We start from the raw sequence: 20,420 nt of genomic DNA, 5'->3' as shown, positions 1-20,420 counted from the left end.
CGCGAATATGCACTTCCACATATTGAGACGTGACCTGAGAAAACAGTTTCTACACTTATATCAGAGTGGTTCGCCAAAGTGAATGGAGTCACAACATCTTGTATTAAGGGTATTGAGAAAACATGTCGCGTTTCAGGACTTCGCTGGCGTTCGCCGAAGGGTTCTGCGTTGTTAAACACCAAAGGCGGCATCCGCCCCAATATGAGGACGGATGCCGCCTGGAAAGGTTCGTCAGGACCTACCGATGGCGGTGAAGGCGGCGAGCCGCTTCAGCCAGCGAACCCGACAGCGACGGGTACACGGTGAAAGTTTCAGCCACGTCGTCAACGTGCAGGCTGTTCTGGACTGCCAGTGCCAGTGAGTAGATCAGCTCGCTCGCGCGCGGTGCAACCACGACACCGCCGATGACGGTGCCCGAGCCCTTGCGGGAAACGATTTTCACGAAGCCCTGGTCCACGTTCATCATCTTGGCGCGGGCGTTGGTGTTCAGGTCAACCTTGATGATGTTGGCCTGGTACTTGCCCTCAGCCACCGCACGCTGGGTAACACCCACGGTAGCGATTTCCGGGGAGGTGAAGACGTTGGACGCCACGAGATCCAGATTCAACGGCTTGACCGAGTCGCCAAGCAGGTGCGCCACGGCGATGCGTCCCTGCATAGCTGCCACCGAAGCCAAGGCGAATACGCCAGTGCAGTCGCCGGTTGCATAGATGTTGGTTGCGGTAGTGCGCGAAACGCCATCCACCTTGATGTGACCCGAGTCGGTCAGCTGCACGCCGGCTTCTTCCAGGCCCAGGTTGGCGGTATTAGGGATGCCGCCCACGGCAACCAGGCAGTGGCTGCCTTCGAGCACGCGTCCGTCAGCCAAGGTAACCAGTACCTTGTCGCCCTGGCGCTCCACGCCTTCGGCGCGGGCCTGGGAAACAACATTGACACCGTTTTCCTTGAAGGCGTCCTCCAGCACGCCCGCTGCGTCCGCGTCCTCGCCGGGCAGCACGCGGTCGCGCGAGGAAACCAGCGTGACCTTGGCACCGAGCAAGTTGTAGGCCGAAGCGAACTCGGCACCGGTCACGCCAGAACCGACAACGATCAGGTGCTCAGGCACCTCGTTCATGTTGTAGATCTGGGTCCAGTTGAAGATCCGCTCGCCGTCGGGCTTGGCTGTAGGCAGTTCGCGCGGGTGGGCGCCCACTGCTATCAGCATGGCGTCCGCTTCGATTTCCTGTTCGGAACCATCTGGGTGTGATACCGCAACCGTGTGGTCGTCGAGCAGGCGGCCTTCGCCGATCACGATGCGCACGCCGGCGCGTTCAAGAGTGGTGCGGATATCCGAGGACTGCTCCTTGGCCAGGTCCAGCAGTCGGTGGTTCACCACCGAGAAATCGGTGACAGCCGAGTCGAGTCCGTCAACGTGAACTCCAAAGGTTTCCGCGTGCTTCACGCGGCGCACCGCATCCGCCGTGGCAATCAGGGTCTTGGAAGGCACGACGTCGGTCAGCACCGCCGAACCGCCCATGCCTGCACGTTCCACGACGGTGACATTGGCACCCAACTGGGCCGCGCCCATGGCGGCTTCGTAGCCGCCTGGTCCTCCGCCGAGAATAACTAAACGGGTTGCTTCATTCCTACGATCTGCGCTCACAATCACCATTGTTCACCATGCCGGGTAATTGCGCACATCGAAGCACAATCCCGGAACGTGATTTTGATTCTGAAGCACTAGTTTCACCTGACAAAGCGCCCCGCTAGCGGTAGCGTATTTCCCGTGACTGATATGCAAAATGACCCACAGGTCCTGGCAGCGCAGGCTGCCCAGGCAATCGCCGAACAGACCGGCGTAGCAAAACACGACATCGCGCTGGTCCTGGGCTCCGGTTGGGGCCAGGCCGCCGAACTCATCGGCGAAACCACCCACACCCTGGATGCCACCGAAATTCCAGGCTTCCATGCCCCGGCCGTACCGGGCCACAAGGGCAGCATCTCCTCGATCCTGACCTCCACCGGCAAACGGGTCCTGGTCCTGGGTGCCCGCACCCACTACTACGAGGGACGCGGCGTCCGTGCGGTAGTCCACCCGATCCGCACCGCGGCGGCTGCCGGCTGCGAGCAGCTGGTGCTCACCAACGGCTGCGGCGGCCTGAATCCAGACTGGAATCCAGGCACCCCGGTAATGATCTCGGATCACATCAACCTGACGGCCACCTCCCCACTAGAGGGCGCGACGTTCGTCGACCTGACCGACTTGTACTCCTCGCGCCTGCGCGAGATTGCGCTCTCCGTTGATCCGACACTGGAACAGGGCGTGTACGCCCAGTTCACCGGCCCGCACTACGAAACCCCGGCCGAAGTGCAGTACGCCAAGACCATCGGCGCGGATCTGGTCGGCATGTCCACCGCGTTGGAAGCCATCGCAGCCCGCCACGCAGGCATGGAGATCTTCGGCATGTCCCTGGTGACCAACCTGGCAGCCGGCATCAGCCCGGTTCCGCTGAGCCACGAGGAAGTCATCGAAGCCGGCCAGGCAGCCGGTCCGCGCATCTCCAAGTTGCTGGCGCAGATCATCGCGAAGCTCTAGGCCTCGCATTCTTAGCGCTAAGCAAGCAGTCAGTGTCCTTTGAAGGGAAATCAGTGAACCACACGCAGAAAATCCAGTTGCTTGACGCGGCGGGCCAATGGGCGGCCCAGGATCCCGATCCGCAAACGCAGGAAGAACTGCAACTGCTGATCCAGCGCGTCAATGACGGCGACGCGCTGGCCTTCGAGGACATTGCCGACCGCTTCAGCGGCGTGCTGGAATTCGGCACAGCCGGACTGCGCGCCGAATTGGGCGCCGGCCCGATGCGCATGAACCGCGTGGTGGTCATGCGCACCGCGGCAGGCATCGCCCGCTTCCTGGCCGAGAAAGCCAATGGCCAGTACACGCCCAAGGTGGTCATCGGATTCGATGCCCGGTTCAATTCGGATGTCTTCGCCAAGGATTCGGCCGGCGTCTTCGCCTCGGCCGGGTTCGAGGTGCTGCTGATGCCTTCGGCACTGCCCACCCCGGTGCTGGCTTGGGCCGTCCGCGAATTCAGTGCCGAAGCCGGCATCATGGTGACGGCCAGCCACAACCCTCCGCGGGACAACGGCTACAAGGTCTACGTCGGCGGGAAGATCACCGATGAGTCGGGTCGCGGAGCCCAAATCGTCTCCCCGATCGATGCGCAGATCGCTTCGCTGATCGACTACGGCCAGCCGGTGGCGCAGATCCCGCGCGCCGAAAACGGCTGGAAAGTGCTCCCCGCAGCCGGCGCAGACGGCGACATCGAAGCAGCCTACCTGGCTTCCATCCGCCCGATTATCGACGCTGGCCAGCCGCAGGATCCAGCGCGCAAGAACCTGCGGATCGTGGTTTCGGCCATGCATGGCGTGGGCGGCCACACCATGCGCCAAGCCCTGCTGAACGCCGGATTCACCGACGTTCACATGGTTGCCGAGCAGGAGCACCCGGATCCGCTCTTCCCTACCGTGAAGTTCCCCAACCCCGAAGAACCCGGGGCCATCGACCTGTCGCTCGAGCTGGCCCGCACGGTGGGCGCAGATCTGGTGATTGCCAATGACCCGGATGCCGACCGCTGCGCGGCGGCGATCCAAGATAACGGCAGCTGGCGGATGCTGCGCGGCGACGAGGTCGGCTGGTTGCTCGGAGACCAGGTTTCCAAGACCTTGCCTGAGGGCAAGAAACTGGCCAATTCCATCGTGTCCTCGCGCATGCTGGCAGCCATTGCCAAGGATGCCGGACGCGAGCACGAAGAAACCTTGACCGGTTTCAAGTGGATTTCCCGCGTTGAGGACCTCGGCTACGGCTACGAAGAAGCCCTGGGCTACTGCGTGGCCCCGGATCTGGTGCGCGACAAGGACGGAATTTCAGCTGGCATCGTCCTGGCTGATCTCGCAGCGCAATTGAAGGCAGCCGGAAGCACCATTGCCGGCCGCCTCGATGAGCTGGCGGCCAAGCACGGCGTGCACGTCACCGACCAGCTCTCCCTGCGCTTCACCGACCTGGCGCAGATCCCCGCGCTCATGGACAAGATCCGCAATGACGCTCCGGCAACGCTGGGCGGCTCCGAGGTTTCCGAGGTCACCGACCTGTCCCAGGGCACCGAGAAGCTGCCTGCGACTAATGCCATGGTTCTGCATACGTTCTGCGGTTCCCGCGTGATCGTCCGCCCCTCGGGAACGGAGCCGAAACTCAAGTGCTACTTGGAAACCATTGAACCGGTCGATGATCCGGCCGAGGTCCCCGAGGCCCGCCAGTGCGCCACCGCGAAGGTCCTGGCCATCAAGGAAGAATTGGCAGCTTTCCTGAATGCCAACTAGGCTTACCCCTTCGAGACCTTCATTTGAAATGATTGAAATCTTTATTGCTAGAGGAAATGATGACTGAACTAAGCGCCCGCGAGATCGCCAGCTACATCGACCACACCCTGTTGGCCCAGAATGCTTCCCGCGAACAGGTGGTGCAGATCTGCGACGAGGCCAAGAAGTACGGCTTCAAGTCGGTTTGCGTCAACCCTTTGTGGGTTTCCACCGTTTCGCGTGAGCTGGAAGGCTCGGACGTGCTGACCTGCTCGGTCATCGGCTTCCCGCTGGGTGCTTCGGCCACCGACACCAAGGTCTTCGAAACCAAGCACGCTGTTGCCGACGGCGCCAACGAAATCGACATGGTCATCGACGTCGCTGCCGCCCTGCGTGGCGACCGAGACGCCTTGGTGAACGAGATCTTCGCCATTGCCCAGGCTGCGCATGAAGGCGGAGCCATCTTGAAGGTCATCATCGAAACCTGCCTGCTCACCGAAGAAGCCAAGGTCCTGGCCTGCGAGGCAGCCAAGGCCGCCGGCGCCGATTTCGTCAAGACATCCACCGGTTTCTCCACCGGTGGCGCAACCGTTGAAGATGTGGCGCTGATGCGCAAGACCGTCGGCCCGGAGATGGGCGTCAAGGCCTCGGGCGGCGTGCGCAGCGTCGAAACCGCGCGGGCCATGATTGCAGCTGGCGCAACCCGGCTAGGTTCTAGCTCAGGAGTTGCTATCCTAGAAGGAGAGCAAAGCGGTTCCAGCTACTAGGAATTCGCCCCATCTGTTTCCCAAGGAGAAAAAGTGTACTCGAACGGCAAGAACACTGCCCATTCAGGTGAAGGCCGCCTTGTCGGCAATATCGTCAACTTCGTGATCTTCTTCGTATTGTTCGTGGCTGGCGTTTACACCTTGGGCTACTGGACCCTTGAGGTTGCCTGGTGGCCGACCCTGGTCAGCTTCGCTCTGATGTTCTTGGCCTTCGCCATCCCGATGCACCTGATGGGTCGCGCGGAGAAGGCTGAGGATCTGGTTGCCGCGGCTAACGCCCACCAGAACTAGCTAGAGCTTTCCAAGAGAGGGAAACCCGACTGCGGGTTTCCCTCTCTTGGCGTTTAATCGCATTTCCTTGGCCTAGACTGGCCGGATGGAATCATGGGACCAACGCGTTGAAGAGTTCTGGAACTCGGCCGGAGGCAAACGCCCGGAACAGCTGCGCACCGAGCTGGCAGGCCTAGTGCAGGACAGGGATCCGCAGGATCCGCGGGTGCTCTTCGAAATCGCTTCCCTGCACGACTATCTAGGCGAAGAAGAACAGGCGGTTGGCCCCTACCGGGCAGCGCTGGACGCCGGGCTGGACGCGCCGCAGCATGATGAAGCGCTGCTCCAGTTGGCCAGCACGCTGCGCAACCTCGGGCAGTGCACGCAATCCATTGAGCTGTTGCGGCAGATCCCATCCGGCTCACCGATCTTCACCGATGCCCAGGCCTTCTTGGCGCTGGCGCTGCACGATGCCGGGCAGCCCACCGAAGCCCTGCAGCTGGCGCTCAGCGCCATAGCGCGCCATGCCTCGCTCTACTCACGGGCGATCAACGACTACGCCGCCGAACTGGGCGCGCCCGCTGGCGCAGAACAGCGCTAGCAGGCGTGGGCCAGGGGCCTGCCGGAAACGGCAGGATCCTGGCCCACGCGGTCAGCGACCGCCGCTTCAGTCCTTCGCTGCCGGGGTCGGCTCGAAGATCGCGTAGAGCAGCTTCTCTGCCCATTCAAGGATCTCCCCGTCGGCCAGATCCCTGCCGCCGATTGGCGAGGTCTTCGGCTTCGGAATGAAGATCGAATTCAGCGCCGGCTTGTTCGCAGCCCCCGGGTACAGGCGTTCCAAGCGCACCTGGCGCGAAGCAGGCAGGTCCTCGATCTTTGCCGGGGCCAGCTTGATGTGGTTGCCGATCTGCTGGATATCATGCAGTCCCACGGCACGCGCACGGATGCGCAGGGCCGCCACCCGCATCAGGTTCTCCACCGGAAGCGGCAGCTTGCCATAGCGGTCCACCAGCTCATCACGGACCTCGGCGAGCGCCTCGTCGGTCTCGGCCTGCGCAATGTTGCGGTACGCTTCCAGGCGCAACCGCTCGCCTGGCACGTAATCGTGCGGCAGGTGGGCATTGACCGGCAGGTCGATCTTCATTTCGGTGGCTTCTTCCTCGCCTTCCCCCTTGTAGTCGGCCACGGCCTCGCCGACCAGGCGCAGGTACAAGTCGAAGCCCACCCCGGCGATATGCCCGGACTGCTCGCCGCCGAGCAGGTTGCCGGCTCCACGCAGTTCCAGGTCCTTCATGGCCAGCTGGTAGCCCGAACCCAGCTCGTTGTGCGCGGCCACGGCCTTCAACCGCTCCAGGGCGATCTCGCCCAGCGGCTTCTCCGCATCCCATAGGAAGTAGGCGTAGGCGCGCTCGCGGCCGCGGCCCACGCGTCCGCGCAGCTGGTGCAGCTGGGACAGGCCGTAGTTGTTCGCCCGGTCGACGATCAGCGTGTTCGCGTTGGAAATGTCAAGGCCCGTTTCGATGATGGTGGTGGAGACCAGCACATCGAATTTCTTTTCCCAGAAGTCCTGGATGATCCGTTCAAGCCTTGATTCGCTCATCTTGCCGTGGGCCACCTCCACGCGGGCTTCAGGAGCCAGTTCGCGCAGTTCGGCCGCCACCCGTTCAATGGAGCTGACCCGGTTGTGCACGAAGAACACCTGGCCATCGCGCATCAGCTCGCGCTTGATGGCAGCGGAAATCTGCTTGTCGCTGCGCGGACCTACATAGGTCAGCACTGGGTGCCGTTCTTCTGGCGGGGTGGCCAGGGTGGAGGTTTCGCGGATGCCTGTCAGCGACATCTCCAAGGTGCGCGGGATCGGGGTGGCGCTCATCGCCAGCACGTCCACGTTGGTGCGCATCTTCTTGAGCTCTTCCTTATGCTCCACGCCGAAACGCTGTTCCTCGTCGATGATCACCAGGCCCAGATTCTTGAATTCCACGTTCTTGCTCAGTAGGCGGTGGGTGCCGATGACAATATCCACGCTGCCGTCCTTCAGCCCGGCCAGGATTTCCTTGGATTCCTTGGCGGTCTGGAAGCGCGAGAGCGTCTTCACGCGCACCGGGAACCCGGAGTAGCGTTCGGTGAAGGTCTGGTAGTGCTGGGAGGCCAGCAGCGTGGTAGGCACCAGCACGGCCACCTGCTTGGAGTCCTGGACCGCCTTGAACGCGGCGCGCACCGCGATCTCGGTTTTGCCGAAGCCCACGTCGCCGGAGATCAGCCGGTCCATCGGGATTTCCTTCTCCATATCGGACTTCACCTCGTTAATGGCGGTGAGCTGATCCGGAGTCTCGATGAAGGCGAAGGCTTCCTCCAGCTCGTTCTGCCACGGGGTGTCCTGGGCGAAGGCGTGGCCACGGCTGGCCATGCGAGCCGAGTACAGCTTGATCAGGTCGCCGGCGATCTCCTTGACCGCCTTGCGGGCCTTGGACTTGGTGCTGGCCCAGTCCGAGCCGCCCATCTTGGACAGGGTCGGCGCTTCGCCGCCGACATACCTGGTGACCATATGCAGCTGGTCCATCGGAACGAAAAGCCTATCCCCCGGCGCACCGCGCTTGGAGGAGGCGTATTCCACCACCAGGTATTCGCGCTTTGCGTCCTTGCCCGAGCCGTTGACCTTGCGGGCCATGAGCTCAACGAACTTGCCGATGCCGTGCTGCTCGTGGACGATGAAGTCCCCAGCTTCCAGACTCAGCGGGTCAACCGCATTGCGCTTGCGCTTGACGGTGAGCTTGCGGCCCTTGCGGTTCGGGTAGGCGCTGGAGCGGCCCAGCAGGTCTGCTTCGGTGAGCAGGCCCAGCTTGAGCTCCTCGAAGACGAAACCGCGGCCGGCGGTGGCCTGGGTGATCTCTATCAGTCCGGCGGTTGGCTCGGCGGAGAGGTCATCCACCCGGTGCGCCGGGATCTTGAACTCGGCAAAGAGCTCGGAGAGGCGGGCTGCCGGGCCCGGTCCCTCGGTCGCCACGACAAAGCGCCATTGGTCCTTGACCCGCCCGGCAATGAATTCCATCATCGCCTCGATGTCGCCTTGGTAGCCATGCGGTTCGCGGGCCGGCACGCGGATGGTCGCGGCACCCAGATCCAGTTCTTCATCGGCGCCCAGTGATGTGATGGCCCACCAGGAGACCTTGGCGGCGCGTGCGTGCTCCACCGTTTCGGCCAACGAGGCGAAGTCGCCGGTGGCCAGCTTGCGTTCAGACCCGGCGGTGGCCAGATCCAGCGGGGCGCTGGCCCCGTCCGAGGCCGAGGCCCACGCGGCTGCCAGGAACTCGGCGTTGGTGGCATTCAGGTCCTGGGCTCGGGCGCGAACCCGCTCTGGTTCCATAACCAGCGCGATGGAGGATTCGGGCAGCAGCGAGAGCAATGGCACCATCTTGTCCACCAGCAGCGGAGCCAGGGATTCCATGCCTTCCACGGCGATGCCGCCAGCAATCTTGGTGAGCATTTCCTGGGCGGCAGGGAATTGGTTCTTCAGATTCGCGGCCCGGCTCATCACCTGCGGGGTGATGAGCATTTCACGGCAGGGCGTAGCGATGATCCGCGTAGGCCCGGGATCATCGGTGGAGCGCTGGTCTGCGATGGCGAAGTAGCGCATCGAGTCGATCTGGTCGCCGAAGAAGTCAATGCGTACCGGATGGTCCAGCGTCGGAGGGAAAACGTCAATGATGCCACCGCGCACAGCGAACTCGCCGCGGTGCGTCACCATGTCCACGCGGGCGTAGGCGGCGGCCGCCAGGTCCTTGATGACGTTGTCGAATCCCGGCTCGGCGTCCAGTTCCAGGACCACCGGGCGCAGTTCGCCCAGGCCTGCGACCAAGGGCTGCAGCACGGCGCGGATTGGCGCGATGATGATATTCAGGCTCTCGTCCCGGTCGTGCAGCCGGCGCAGCACTTCCAGCCGTCGGCCCACGGTATCGCTGCGTGGCGAAAGGCGTTCATGGGGCAGGGTTTCCCACGAAGGGAATTCGGCGATTTGCCCTGCCGTCAGGAAGGCGCCCAGGGAGCTGGAGATCTCTTCCGCTTCCCGGCCGGTCGCGGTGACGATCAGCGTCACGCCCGGATGCTCGCTGCGGCTCAGTGCCTGGCTGATGTGCGCCGAGAGGATGGGGCGCATGCCCTGCGGGGCGGCGATTTCCAGTTCTTCGCTGCGTGCATGGTAGTCATGAGCGGCGCTTTGCCCAATGCGCCTGAAGGAAGGTTCTTCGCGCAGGAAATCATGAAGTCCGCTTAGGCTCATGGGGTTCGGGTCCTCTCATGCAGACGCTTGGCTCGGTGCTTTCGTGCGGCGGTGCGCCGATATGACACCACGAGCGCCGGCCGTCGATGATTATCCACGGCCGAAACGTCAATATGTTGTTTTGGGTGCAGTCCTAGCCTACCCAATGCGCCTTTGCGGATAGGGTTAATACTGTCCGTCGCCGGGCCTGCACTTTTGCTGACCGGCCACTTAGATTTCCAGATTGGGATTAGCTTTCATGGCATTGAACGCAAGCACTCAGATCGCCCACCCTGCAGACCAGGTCATCGCAACACTCAGCGATCGCGGCTTTGCCGAGCACCTGACCAAGGTGGCCAACGGTTCCCTGACCGACTTCTCCGTGAACGGCGACACCGCCGGCGCCTTCACCGTGACCACCGTTCGTTCGGTCCCCACCGATCGCGTCCCGGATATCGCCCGCAAGTTCGTTGGCGCAACCATCGAGATCACCCAGGTGGACCAGTGGACCGCCCCTGATGCTGCCGGCAACCGCTCGGCCACCGTGAAGATCTCTGTTGCCGGCGTTCCGGTGAACGTCAGCGGCACCGAACAGCTGACGGCGCAGGGCGAAACCTCCGAATTCTCCATCGATGCCAAGGTTTCTTCATCGATTCCGTTCATCGGCGGCAAGCTGGCTTCGGCTGCTGAGCCATACCTGGGCAAGGCACTGAATTTGCAGGCAGCCCAGGTCGAAGCCTGGCTCTCGAAGCGGGCCTAGCGAATAGTTACGCAACACCTCAGTCCCCGGACGTGCGATATCTCGCAATACGTCCGGGGATTTGTGCTCTGGAGCACTGTTCGCGCTAGTGTTGAATGCAGGTGTGCCGGGAAGTCTGGTCGGCGAGAAATATTCATTTAACGAAGTAAGCGAGTTAAACGCATGAGCCAAACTCCGTCTTCGGGTTCCGGCAAGAACCTGTTTTCGCGCCCCAGCTATAGCGAATCAGTCCGTATCGGTGACATCCTGCGCAAGGAAACCGTCGGCGGCATGGTTCTCATCGCCGGCGCCCTGCTGGCCTTGGTCTGGGCCAACACCCCGCTGCGCGATTCCTATTTCGCACTGCGTGATTTCCACTTCGGCCCAACCCTGTTCGGCGTGGACCTGAATCTGTCCGTCGGCCACTGGGCCGCCGATGCGCTGCTGGCGGTGTTCTTCTTCCTGACTGGCCTGGAGCTGAAGAAAGAATTCGTCATTGGCGATCTGCGCAATGTGAAGACTGCGGCCGTTCCGGTCGCCGCCGCTTTCGGCGGCGTGCTGGTGCCGGCATTGATCTTCGTCGCCATCGCGTCCATGTCCGGTGGCGGCGAGCTGCTGCGCGGCTGGGCCATTCCGACCGCAACCGACATTGCCTTCGCCGTGGCGGTGCTCGCGGTGATCGGCTCGGCGCTTCCCGCGTCGCTGCGCATCTTCCTGCTGACCCTGGCCGTCGTCGATGACCTGATTGCCATTGTCATCATCGCCGTCGTGTTCACCGACGATCTGAACCTGTCCTACCTGGGCCTGTCGCTGATCCCCATCATCCTGTTCACGGTGCTTGCCCGTTCCCTTGGCAAGTTCTTCGCCAAGCGGGCGTGGGCCGCATGGGTCATCTTGCTGCCTTTGGGCATCATCACCTGGATCTTCGTCTTCGGCTCCGGCATCCATGCCACCATCGCCGGTGTGATCCTGGGCTTCTGCGTCCCGGTCAAGCGCACCGATGGCCGCGAAGGCATCGGCCTGGCCGAACTATTCGAGCACCGTTTCCGGCCGCTGTCCTCCGGCTTCTGCATCCCCATCTTCGCCTTCTTCGCCGCTGGCGTGACTGTAATTTCCCCTGATAAGGGCAGCGGTGGCCTGCTCACCGATCCGGTGTTCTGGGGCATCGTGCTGGGGCTGGTGCTCGGCAAGCCGATTGGCATCATGGGCTCGACCTGGGTAGTGACCAAATTCACCAAGGCCTCGCTGGACAAGGATGCCCGCTGGGGCGATCTCCTGGGCGTCACGTTGCTGGCAGGCATCGGTTTCACCGTCTCCCTGCTAGTTTCCGAACTGTCCTTCGGGCTGGAGTCCGCGCACTACGAGCACGCCAAGGTAGCGATCCTCGCCGGATCGTTCCTTGCCGCGATCCTCGGCGCCCTGTGGCTGATTCCGCGCAACCGCCGCTACAAGGTCCTGCACGAGCAAGAGACCCGTGACAACGACAAGGATGGCATCCCCGACGTATACCAGCAGGATGACGGGGCGAACTAGTTTCTTGAACTGCTGAGGATACAGCTCGGGCGCCGGCTTTCAGATGTGAAAGCCGGCGCCCGAGCTATTTGGTTGTGCTGCTACTTGCGCGCTTCATGCATGGCGACCTCGGCGGCCACCCAGGCGAGCATGGCGCACTTGACGCGTGCGGGGAACTTGGAGACACCGACAAAGGCGGCGGCGTCTTCCAGCACGTCCTCATCAGGCTCGAAGTTTCCCTTGGAGCGCATCATCTCGCGGAAATAGTCCCGCTTTCCAAGGAATTCTTCCTTGGTCAGTTCCGGCAGCATCTCGGCCAGCACCGAGGCCGAGGCCATGGAGATGGAGCAGCCATCTCCTTCCCAGCTCATCGAGGTGAAATGGTCCTGGTCATCGAGCTCGACGCGAACCCGGATCTGGTCGCCGCAGATCGGGTTGTGCTGATGCGATTCGCCGTGCAGCAGCCCTTCGGTGTGCTCTACCAGTGGCGAACCGATCCGGCGCTTCGAGTGGTCCAGGATGACCTGCTGGTAGAGCTGATCCAATTCATTCATTTAGACTCCAAAGTATTCGCGCACGGAGCCCAGGGCCTCAAGCAGGGCCTTGATGTCTGCTTCCGTGTTGTACAGGTAGGTGCTGGCACGGGTCGTGGAATTCACGCCCAGGGCGCGGTGCAGCGGCTGCGCGCAGTGATGGCCCACGCGCACCGCGATGCCGCGCGAATCCAGGTACTGGCCCACATCGTGCGGGTGCACGCCGATCACTTCAAACGGGACAGTGCCGATGCGCTGGGCGTCGGCCGGGCCGAAGACGCGCACGCCGTCGATCTTCGAGATGCCCTCGTAGAGCATCGCTCCGAGGCGCTCTTCCCAGGCGGCAATCCGGCCCATGCCGATTTCATCCAGGTAGGCAACTGCGGTGGCCAGACCGTGGGTCTGGGCAATGCGCTGGGTACCGGCTTCGAAGCGCTGCGGCGATGGCATGTACTGCGCATGCTCCATGTCCACCACGGTGATCATGGATCCACCGGTCAGGAATGGCGGCATGGCGTTGAGCAGTTCTTCGCGTCCGTAGAGTGCGCCAATGCCGGTTGGTCCGAGCATCTTGTGGCCCGAGAAGGCCATGAAGTCCACGTCCAGTGCCTTCACGTCGACCGGCAAATGGGGCACGGACTGGCATCCGTCCAACACCGTCAAGGCGCCGACCTTGCGGGCGGCATCAACGAATTTCTGGGTATCGGTGATGGTTCCCAGCACGTTGGACACGTGGGTGAAGGCCACCAGCTTGGTGCGTTCGGTGACCAGTTCATCGAGCAGGTCGTAGCGCAGCGCTCCGTCTTCGGTGATGGGCACGTAGCGCAGGGTGGCACCGGTTCGGAAGGCCAGTTCCTGCCATGGGATCAGGTTCGCGTGGTGTTCCAGTTCGGTGGTGAGGATTTCATCGCCCGGCCCCAGACGGAAGCGGGCTGCAGCTTCTCCCCCGCGGCCCAGGGAGGCATTGGACATCGAGTAGCTGATCAGGTTCAGCGCTTCGGTGGCGTTCGCGGTCCAGACCAGTTCGTTGGTGCGTGCACCGATGAACTTGGCCACCGTCTCGCGTGCCTGCTCATAGATTTCGGTCGCTTCAACTGCCAGGGAATGCGCACCGCGGTGCACCGCGGCATTGGCGTTCTCGTAGTAGTGCTGCTCGGCTTCGTAGACGCAGCGCGGCTTCTGGCTGGTGGCGCCGGAGTCCAGGTACACCACGTCAACGCCGTTGACTTGGTGCTCCAGAATTTCAAAGTCGGCCTTGATGCGCTCAACTTCTCCAGCTGTCAACGCTTCAAGTGCTTCTGGCTGACCGGTCATCGTGTGCACGTGGTCCTCTGAATAATTGTCTTGGATGCCTGGCAGAACGCGGAATCAAGTAATCGGCGACCTATTAGGCAAGGGGTACATTGGGTAATTATTCCATTCTGGGCCTCGAAGCACATCTAAGTCAGGCCTTAGTAAGGAACGCCTCGCTACATGGCATTCCTAATTTTTAATGAGAGGAGGACCGCTGCGAACTGGTCCAGTCCGCAGCGGTCCCCCGCTTCACCGCTCCCGCCAGGGGCAACGATCAGCTGATATGGAATTTTGCCTGGGCGGCTTCCAAGCCCGAGGTCATCAGCAATTCCACTGCGTCAGCGCAATTGTCGACCAGGAACGGAAGATCCGCCTTCTCGGTCTTTGAGAAGTCCTGCAAAACCCATTTGGCGGTATCCATGCGGCCTGGAGGACGTCCAACGCCTGCGCGCACGCGCAGATAATCCTTGGAGCCCATGGCCTTTGAGATATCGCGCAATCCGTTATGCCCGCCTTCGCCGCCACCGCGCTTGAGCTTGATGGTGTCGAACGGAATATCGATCTCGTCATGCACGACGATCAAGCGGTCCACTCCGATTCCGAAGAACTTCGCTGCATTGGCTACCGGCCCGCCCGAAAGGTTCATGTACACCATGGGCTTGGCCAGCACGATGCGCGGACCACCAACCCCCATGCGCCCCTCGACCACTTGGGAACGCGAAGAGTGGGTCTTGAATTTCGAGCCGACGCGATTGGCCAGCTCGTCGAGCACCATATGCCCGATATTGTGTCTATTGCCAGCGTAGCCGGACCCGGGGTTCCCGAGTCCGGCTACGAGCCAAGTTCCATCACTCATGATGCTCAGCTGAAACCTAGGTCGCTGGAATTAGGCAGCGATGATCAGGTCCAGGTGATCAACGGTGCGGTTCAGCGCGTGGATCTGGATGTCCTTGATGGTGGTCTTGACGGTCTTGCCTTCGATATTCAGAACCAGCTCAACACCGCGGTCGCGAACGGCCAGGGTGGTTTCGCGGCCTGGCAGCAGGACGTGCTGCGGCTCGGAGCCTGCGCCGTAGACTACAGCTGGGATCTGGCCGTCGCGGCGAGCCTGGCGGGCAGCGCCCTTACCGAAATCGGTGCGTACAACGGCGTCAAGGTTGACAGATGCCATGATGATTCTCCTTAGGAAATGGTTGCTTCGTTCAGGCCCTTGCGTGGACTCGGGAAGCAACCAACATCTAGGAGATGAAAGAGCTTTTCCGGCCTTGTCGATAACGGTCCCACCATTGCTGGTGTTTCCCTCGCCTGGGCACAGTCAATTATTCTAGCAGTCCCACGCCCCTGGACGAAAATCTGTCACCCAGAACACAGCGGGCCCTTGCGCTGGCGGGTAGCGTTGAGGCAAGTCCCCGCAAGCCGCTGCAGCCGACGAACGCTGCAGGAAGGAATTCCATGGCCAGCAAGCAGCCCGCAATGTCCCCTTCCAATCTTCCGATTGCACCGGTATTGGACCGGGCCACCGGCCCCCGGCGTGCCGAAGCAGATGAGCTGCTGGCGCTGTTCAAGGAAATTTCCGGTGACGAACCGGTAGTCTGGGCCGGGCGGATCCTCGGCTTCGGCCAGTACGAGTACCGCTACGAGTCAGGGCACGGCGGCATCGCTCCGCTGCTGGCTTTTGCTCCCGGCCCGAGCAACCACACCATCTATCTGGCTACCGACTTTGCCGAACGCTGGCCGGAGCTGCTGGAGAAGCTCGGCAAGCACCGGAGCAGCAAAGCCTGCCTGTATCTGACCCGGCTTGCATCGGTAGACCGGGCAATCCTGCGCGAACTGGTCGAGAAGTCGCTGCAGGCAACGCTGTCCGACGACACGACCATGAACAGCTGATTTAACTGCCTCGGCCGGTACCCGCAGGGGTACCGGCCGAAGGCTTGCGAAACGAGGGCTGCTAGGCGCGGCCGTCAAACAGGTTCGTAACCGAACCGTCGTGGAACACCTCGGAGATCGCGCGGGCGATCGTCGGTGCGATCGAGAGCACGGTCAGGTTCTCGAAGCGCTTCTCTTCAGGGATCGGCAGGGTGTTGGTGACCACGACCTCGCGGGCACCGCACTCGGCCAGGCGCTGCGCGGCCGGATCCGAGAATACGGCGTGGGTCGCAGCGATGATGACATCCTTGGCACCGGCTTCCTTCAGCACACGCACGGCGCCGGCGATGGTTCCACCGGTGTCGATCATGTCGTCGATCAGGATCGCGGTGCGGCCCTCGACCTGGCCCACCACTGTCTTGGACTCGGCCTGGTTCGGCACGGTCAGATCGCGGGACTTGTGCACGAAGGCCAGCGGAGCGCCACCCAGGCGTTCAGCCCACTGCTCGGCCACGCGCACGCGTCCGGTATCCGGGGACACCACGGTCACTTGGCTGACATCCACCTTGGACTTGATGTAGTCGGCCAGCAGCGGGAAGCCGAACAGGTGGTCCACCGGACCGTCGAAGAAGCCCTGGATCTGCGCGGTGTGCAGGTCGCAGGAGATCACGCGGTCGGCGCCGGCGGTCTTGAACAGGTCGGCAACCAGGCGGGCCGAGATCGGCTCGCGGCCGCGGCCCTTCTTGTCCTGGCGGGCGTACGGGTAGAACGGCGCCACGACGGTGATGCGGCGAGCCGAAGCGCGCTTCATCGAGTCGATCATGATCAGCTGTTCCATCAGCCAGTTGTTCAACGGGGCTGGGTAGGACTGCAGCAGGAACACGTCCTTGCCGCGCACCGACTCGTCCGAGCGCACGTAGATCTCGCCGTTGGCGAAGTCGTAGGCGTTCAAAGGCAGCAGGTCGGTGTCGAGTTCCTTGGCTACTTCTGCGGCAAGTTCCGGGTGCGCGCGCCCGGTGGCCAGCACCAGCTCTTTGTCGACGTTATGGCGGATTTCACTCATGGGGTTTGCTTTCTCGCTCGCTTCGCTATCACGTATGAGGTTGTTGTCGAGGAAATGTAGTCCGTAGCTGGATTACTCGGAAGCCGAGGAGTTCAGAGAGGACTTGAATGCTGCGTCAGCCGAAGGGGTGCCTGGGCGCTTTTCCAGCGTCCATCCCTCGGAGTTGCGCTGCGGTGCCACAGACAGTGCCAAGGCACCGGCCGGGACGTTCTTGCGGACGATGGCTCCGGCTCCGGTGTATGCGCCGTCCCCGATTTCCACCGGGGCGACGAATACGGTGTTGGAGCTGGTGCGCACATGCGACCCGATCTTGGTGCGGTGCTTCTTCTCGCCATCATAGTTTGCGGTGATGTTGCCGCAGCCGATGTTGGTGAATTCACCGATTTCAGCATCTCCGGCGTAGCCGAGGTGCGAGAGCTTGGAGCCACGGCCAATCGTGACATTCTTGGTTTCGTAGAAAGCGCCGATCTTGCCATCTGCACCGAGGTCGGTGCCCGGGCGCAGGTAGGCGAACGGGCCAACCGAGGCGCCGTCGGCGATGCGCGAGTCGGTGGCGTCGGTGCGCTTGACGGTAGCGCGCTGGCCAACCACCACGTTGGTCAAGGTCGTGTCCGGGCCGACGGTAGCGTTGGCGCCGATGACGGTCTCGCCGTGCAGCTGGGTTCCCGGCTTGATCGTGGCGTCCTGGCCGATCATGACGTCGGCGTCGATCCAGGTGGTCTCCGGATCAACGATGGTCACGCCCTGGCGCATCCAGAATTCGGTCTTGCGCTGGTTGTAGATGCGGGCCAGGTTGGACACCTGCACGCGGTCGTTGGCACCCTCGATCTGCCAGCGGTCGGCGATCTGCGAGGAAGCGACGCGGCCGCCGCGTTCACGGGCGATGGCGAGCACGTCGGTCAGGTACATCTCGCCCTGTGCGTTGTCGGTGGTGACCTCGGTCAGTGCCGAACGCAGCATCTGGGCATCGAATGCGTAGATGCCAGAGTTGATTTCCTTGACTGCCAATTCCTCCGGCGAGGCGTCCTTCTGTTCGCGGATGCCGGAGACGTCCCCGTTGGCGTCGCGCAGGATGCGGCCGTAGCCGGAAGGGTCATCCAATTCGGTGGTCAGCACGGTCACCGAGTTGCCGTTCGACTCGTGGGTGGCCACCAGTTCCTGGAGCACCTCGCTGGTGAGCAATGGCACATCTCCGTAGGTCACCACAACGGTGCCCTCAAGCGACGGGTCGACAACTTCCAAACCCTGCTGCACTGCGCGGCCGGTGCCCGGGATCTCATCCTGGTCGGCAATGGTGATGGACGGGAACTGCGACAGGATGTGCTCTGCGACCAGATCGCGCTGGTGGCGCACAACTGCTACCAGGTTCTGCGGCTGCAATGCCGATGCCGCGTGGAGTGCATGGCCAATCATGGACCGACCTGCAATTTCATGCATGATCTTCGGCTTCGCCGATTTCATGCGGGTACCGGCGCCAGCGGCGAGGACGATGACAGCTACTGGTGCATTGACCTGATCACTCAAGTGCATTCTCCTGCAAATTGGTTTCAAGGTTTTGGGCAGAGAAGTAAAACCTCAGAGCAAGTCTATCGCGAGCGCCGGGATGTGCTGAATTGATTAAAAAATAACGGCGCCACATCCGTGGCGCCTTATCAATGGTTCCGCCCCTAGGATTCGAACCTAGAATGCACAGCTCCAAAGGCTGGCGTGTTGCCATTACACCAGGGCGGAAAATCGCTTGCGCAGGGCATGCCCGACAAGCACGCTAATTATTCTGCCATGATCGGCCCGTTGTGCGAAATCGCAAAACACCGTAGCTAAACTCGCTTTTGTTCTCTGCTTGAAACAACCCGGGACAGCCTGCAATGACCTCGATTTGCCCTCGGAACGTAAAATGGGAATCGTGGCTCATTTACTCGGGGGCGAAGCCCTGCATCTGGAATATCCCACCCACGTCGTTTTCGACTCGGTCACCATCGGCATCTCCGACGGCGACCGCATCGGCTTGGTGGGTCGCAACGGCGAAGGCAAGTCCTCGCTGCTCGGCATGCTCTCCAACAGGATCGAGCCCAACTCCGGGCGGGTGACCAAGCGCAACGGACTGCGCGTGGGCGTGCTGGACCAGTCCGATACCCTGGATCCCGAAGCAACCGTGCACTTCAGCGTGGTGGGCGAGATGGACGACCACGAATGGGCCGGCCAGGCCCGGATCCGCGACATCATCTCCGGGCTGGTCGCAGACCTGGACTGGGAAGCGAAGGTCGGCACCCTTTCCGGCGGCCAGCGCCGCCGCGTGGCCCTGGCCGCGCTGCTGGTTCAGGACTGGGATGTCATCATCCTGGACGAGCCGACCAACCATCTGGACGTCGAGGGCATCTCCTGGCTCGCCGAGCACATCAACAACCGCTGGTCCAAGAACTCCGGCGGCCTGATGGTCGTCACCCACGACCGCTGGTTCCTCGACGCGGTCTGCACCACCACCTGGGAAGTGCACGACCGCCTGGTCGAGCCGTTCGAGGGCGGCTACGCCGCCTACGTGCTGCAGCGTGTGGAACGCGACCGCATCGCCGCGGTCACCGAATCCAAGCGGCAGAACATGATGAAGAAGGAGCTGGCCTGGCTGCGCCGCGGCGCACCGGCCCGCACCTCCAAGCCGAAGTTCCGCATCGAGGCGGCCAACCAGCTGATCGCGGACGTGCCGCCGGTGCGCAACCCGCTGGAACTCAAGCAGATGGCGACCAGCCGGCTGGGCAAGGACGTCATCGACCTGCTGGACACCGAGGTCTCCTTCGGGGACAAGCAGGTTCTCAAGCCCTTCACCTGGCGCATCGGGCCGGGTGAGCGCACCGGCCTGCTGGGAGCCAATGGCGCCGGCAAGTCCACCCTGCTGGGCCTGATTGCCGGCACCGTGGCGCCCACCGGCGGTAAGATCAAGCGCGGCCAGACGGTCAAGCTGGCGGTGCTTGACCAGCAGTTCCGCGAACTGGAGCAGATCGGCGAGGACCTGGTCCGCGAGGTGCTCGGCCGCTTCAAGACCACCTTCAATGTGGACGGCAAGGACCTGACCCCGGCACAGCTGCTCGAGCGCCTGGGCTTCTCCTCCGCGCACCTGTCCACCAAGGTCCGCGAGCTCTCCGGCGGCCAGCGCCGCCGCCTGCAGCTGCTGATGATCCTCATGGGCGAACCGAACGTGATGATCCTCGATGAGCCGACCAACGACGTCGATACCGACATGCTGGCCGCACTGGAAGATCTGCTGGACTCCTGGCCGGGCACGCTGATCGTGGTCTCCCACGACCGCTACCTGCTCGAACGCGTCACCGACCAGCAGTACGCCATCCTGAATGGCATCTTCCGCCACGTGCCTGGCGGTGTGGACGAGTATCTGAAGCTGCGGGCCGCCCAGGGATCGGTCGGCGGATCGAATCCCACCCAGGCTTCTGCCCAGGCTTGCGAGAAGCCTGCCGGCCCGTCGGGGGCCGAGCTGCGTGCCGCGCAGAAGGAACTGAATGCCAATGAACGCAAGGTAGGCCAGCTGGAGGAAAAGATCGCCAAGGTCCATGTCAAGATGGCCGATCATGACCAGAGCGACTACGCGGGCCTGGCCAAGTTCACTGCCGAGATCAACGACTACCAGTCGCAGATCGATGAGCTGGAAGAGCGCTGGCTGGAACTGTCCGAGCTGCTCGGATAGCTTCTGCGCACTGCGATCGAGCTTGAGGGCCCGGAAACTTTTCGTTTCCGGGCCCTCAAGCTTCTCCGGTAATTTTTCTCCCAGTCTGCC

Annotated in this window: 16 protein-coding genes, 1 tRNA gene and 1 pseudogene; 9 read left to right on the top strand and 9 right to left on the bottom strand. The window is 62.5% G+C overall.

Annotated features, from left to right (window positions below):
• Positions 1–238: 238 nt before the first annotated feature.
• The gene (locus ACLQ8T_RS03820) at positions 239–1,651 is read right to left on the bottom strand and encodes an NAD(P)H-quinone dehydrogenase (protein ID WP_073706651.1); all 1,413 of its coding nucleotides are present in this window, start codon (positions 1,649–1,651) and stop codon (positions 239–241) included.
• A gap of 123 nt (positions 1,652–1,774) precedes the next feature.
• On the opposite strand from ACLQ8T_RS03820, the gene ACLQ8T_RS03815 reads away from it, so the two are divergent.
• The 5 genes from ACLQ8T_RS03815 (at position 1,775) to ACLQ8T_RS03795 (ending at position 5,976) form a co-directional block, all read left to right on the top strand.
• Positions 1,775–2,575, top strand: a complete 801-nt coding sequence (locus tag ACLQ8T_RS03815) for a purine-nucleoside phosphorylase (RefSeq protein WP_413456368.1) — start codon at positions 1,775–1,777, stop codon at positions 2,573–2,575.
• A gap of 53 nt (positions 2,576–2,628) precedes the next feature.
• A complete protein-coding gene (locus ACLQ8T_RS03810) occupies positions 2,629–4,359 on the top strand; it encodes a phospho-sugar mutase (RefSeq protein WP_413455736.1) in 1,731 nt (576 codons plus the stop codon).
• Between the two features lie 59 nt (positions 4,360–4,418).
• Positions 4,419–5,105, top strand: coding sequence for a deoxyribose-phosphate aldolase (deoC, locus tag ACLQ8T_RS03805; protein WP_073706649.1), 687 nt, complete (start codon positions 4,419–4,421; stop codon positions 5,103–5,105).
• 33 nt (positions 5,106–5,138) lie between these two features.
• Positions 5,139–5,396: a hypothetical protein gene (locus ACLQ8T_RS03800; protein ID WP_204720958.1), complete on the top strand. Its 258-nt coding sequence runs from the start codon at positions 5,139–5,141 to the stop codon at positions 5,394–5,396.
• 85 nt (positions 5,397–5,481) lie between these two features.
• Positions 5,482–5,976 carry a tetratricopeptide repeat protein gene (locus ACLQ8T_RS03795; RefSeq protein WP_204720956.1) on the top strand — a complete coding sequence of 165 codons (495 nt, stop codon included), beginning with the start codon at positions 5,482–5,484 and terminating at the stop codon, positions 5,974–5,976.
• Between the two features lie 66 nt (positions 5,977–6,042).
• On the opposite strand, the gene mfd is transcribed toward ACLQ8T_RS03795, so the two are convergent.
• A complete protein-coding gene (gene mfd, locus ACLQ8T_RS03790) occupies positions 6,043–9,651 on the bottom strand; it encodes a transcription-repair coupling factor (protein WP_413455735.1) in 3,609 nt (1,202 codons plus the stop codon).
• 238 nt (positions 9,652–9,889) lie between these two features.
• On the opposite strand from mfd, the gene ACLQ8T_RS03785 reads away from it, so the two are divergent.
• Positions 9,890–10,390 (top strand): DUF2505 domain-containing protein, encoded by a 501-nt coding sequence (locus ACLQ8T_RS03785; protein ID WP_204720952.1) that lies wholly within the window; start codon positions 9,890–9,892, stop codon positions 10,388–10,390.
• Positions 10,391–10,552: 162 nt separating this feature from the next.
• Positions 10,553–11,902, top strand: a complete 1,350-nt coding sequence (gene nhaA, locus ACLQ8T_RS03780; RefSeq protein ID WP_413455734.1) for a Na+/H+ antiporter NhaA — start codon at positions 10,553–10,555, stop codon at positions 11,900–11,902.
• Positions 11,903–11,982: 80 nt separating this feature from the next.
• Here the strand turns inward: nhaA and sufU are convergent, their stop codons facing one another.
• From sufU to ACLQ8T_RS03760, 4 genes and pseudogenes are all read right to left on the bottom strand, one after another.
• Positions 11,983–12,435 carry a Fe-S cluster assembly sulfur transfer protein SufU gene (gene sufU, locus ACLQ8T_RS03775; protein ID WP_073706644.1) on the bottom strand — a complete coding sequence of 151 codons (453 nt, stop codon included), beginning with the start codon at positions 12,433–12,435 and terminating at the stop codon, positions 11,983–11,985.
• Entirely contained in the window at positions 12,436–13,728 is a 1,293-nt protein-coding gene (locus tag ACLQ8T_RS03770) for a SufS family cysteine desulfurase (protein WP_413455733.1), read from the bottom strand.
• Positions 13,729–13,981: 253 nt separating this feature from the next.
• A complete protein-coding gene (gene pth, locus ACLQ8T_RS03765; protein ID WP_413455732.1) occupies positions 13,982–14,563 on the bottom strand; it encodes an aminoacyl-tRNA hydrolase in 582 nt (193 codons plus the stop codon).
• Between the two features lie 42 nt (positions 14,564–14,605).
• A pseudogene (locus ACLQ8T_RS03760) lies at positions 14,606–14,878 on the bottom strand (50S ribosomal protein L25); the annotation flags it as partial.
• Positions 14,879–15,159: 281 nt separating this feature from the next.
• Here ACLQ8T_RS03760 and ACLQ8T_RS03755 point away from each other — a divergent pair.
• Entirely contained in the window at positions 15,160–15,594 is a 435-nt protein-coding gene (locus ACLQ8T_RS03755; protein ID WP_413455731.1) for a DUF1801 domain-containing protein, read from the top strand.
• 61 nt (positions 15,595–15,655) lie between these two features.
• Here the strand turns inward: ACLQ8T_RS03755 and ACLQ8T_RS03750 are convergent, their stop codons facing one another.
• From ACLQ8T_RS03750 to ACLQ8T_RS03740, 3 genes are all read right to left on the bottom strand, one after another.
• The gene (locus ACLQ8T_RS03750; protein WP_413455730.1) at positions 15,656–16,636 is read right to left on the bottom strand and encodes a ribose-phosphate diphosphokinase; all 981 of its coding nucleotides are present in this window, start codon (positions 16,634–16,636) and stop codon (positions 15,656–15,658) included.
• A gap of 72 nt (positions 16,637–16,708) precedes the next feature.
• Positions 16,709–18,160 (bottom strand): bifunctional UDP-N-acetylglucosamine diphosphorylase/glucosamine-1-phosphate N-acetyltransferase GlmU, encoded by a 1,452-nt coding sequence (gene glmU, locus ACLQ8T_RS03745; protein WP_413455729.1) that lies wholly within the window; start codon positions 18,158–18,160, stop codon positions 16,709–16,711.
• Between the two features lie 132 nt (positions 18,161–18,292).
• Positions 18,293–18,367, bottom strand: a tRNA-Gln gene (locus tag ACLQ8T_RS03740).
• Between the two features lie 172 nt (positions 18,368–18,539).
• Between ACLQ8T_RS03740 and ACLQ8T_RS03735 the strand changes: the two genes are divergently transcribed.
• On the top strand, positions 18,540–20,330 hold the full coding sequence (locus ACLQ8T_RS03735; protein WP_413455728.1) for an ABC-F family ATP-binding cassette domain-containing protein: 1,791 nt from the start codon (positions 18,540–18,542) through the stop codon (positions 20,328–20,330).
• The last annotated feature ends 90 nt before the right edge of the window (positions 20,331–20,420 follow it).

Source organism: Glutamicibacter sp. FR1, assembly GCF_047300825.1.
GTDB classification, from domain to species: Bacteria; Actinomycetota; Actinomycetes; order Actinomycetales; family Micrococcaceae; genus Glutamicibacter; species Glutamicibacter nicotianae.
The sequence above is the reverse complement of the archived record's forward strand: the minus strand, read 5'-3'. Positions and strand labels throughout refer to the sequence as shown.

Bases quoted from the DNA above. Each gene is read 5' to 3' on its own strand.
- ACLQ8T_RS03820 (WP_073706651.1), bottom strand. From the start codon at position 1,651: ATGGTGATTGTGAGCGCAGATCGTAGGAATGAAGCAACCCGTTTAGTT.
- ACLQ8T_RS03815 (WP_413456368.1), top strand. From the start codon at position 1,775: ATGCAAAATGACCCACAGGTCCTGGCAGCGCAGGCTGCCCAGGCAATC.
- deoC (WP_073706649.1), top strand. From the start codon at position 4,419: ATGACTGAACTAAGCGCCCGCGAGATCGCCAGCTACATCGACCACACC.
- ACLQ8T_RS03795 (WP_204720956.1), top strand. From the start codon at position 5,482: ATGGAATCATGGGACCAACGCGTTGAAGAGTTCTGGAACTCGGCCGGA.
- mfd (WP_413455735.1), bottom strand. From the start codon at position 9,651: ATGAGCCTAAGCGGACTTCATGATTTCCTGCGCGAAGAACCTTCCTTC.
- ACLQ8T_RS03785 (WP_204720952.1), top strand. From the start codon at position 9,890: ATGGCATTGAACGCAAGCACTCAGATCGCCCACCCTGCAGACCAGGTC.
- nhaA (WP_413455734.1), top strand. From the start codon at position 10,553: ATGAGCCAAACTCCGTCTTCGGGTTCCGGCAAGAACCTGTTTTCGCGC.
- sufU (WP_073706644.1), bottom strand. From the start codon at position 12,435: ATGAATGAATTGGATCAGCTCTACCAGCAGGTCATCCTGGACCACTCG.
- ACLQ8T_RS03770 (WP_413455733.1), bottom strand. From the start codon at position 13,728: ATGACCGGTCAGCCAGAAGCACTTGAAGCGTTGACAGCTGGAGAAGTT.
- pth (WP_413455732.1), bottom strand. From the start codon at position 14,563: ATGAGTGATGGAACTTGGCTCGTAGCCGGACTCGGGAACCCCGGGTCC.
- ACLQ8T_RS03755 (WP_413455731.1), top strand. From the start codon at position 15,160: ATGGCCAGCAAGCAGCCCGCAATGTCCCCTTCCAATCTTCCGATTGCA.
- ACLQ8T_RS03750 (WP_413455730.1), bottom strand. From the start codon at position 16,636: ATGAGTGAAATCCGCCATAACGTCGACAAAGAGCTGGTGCTGGCCACC.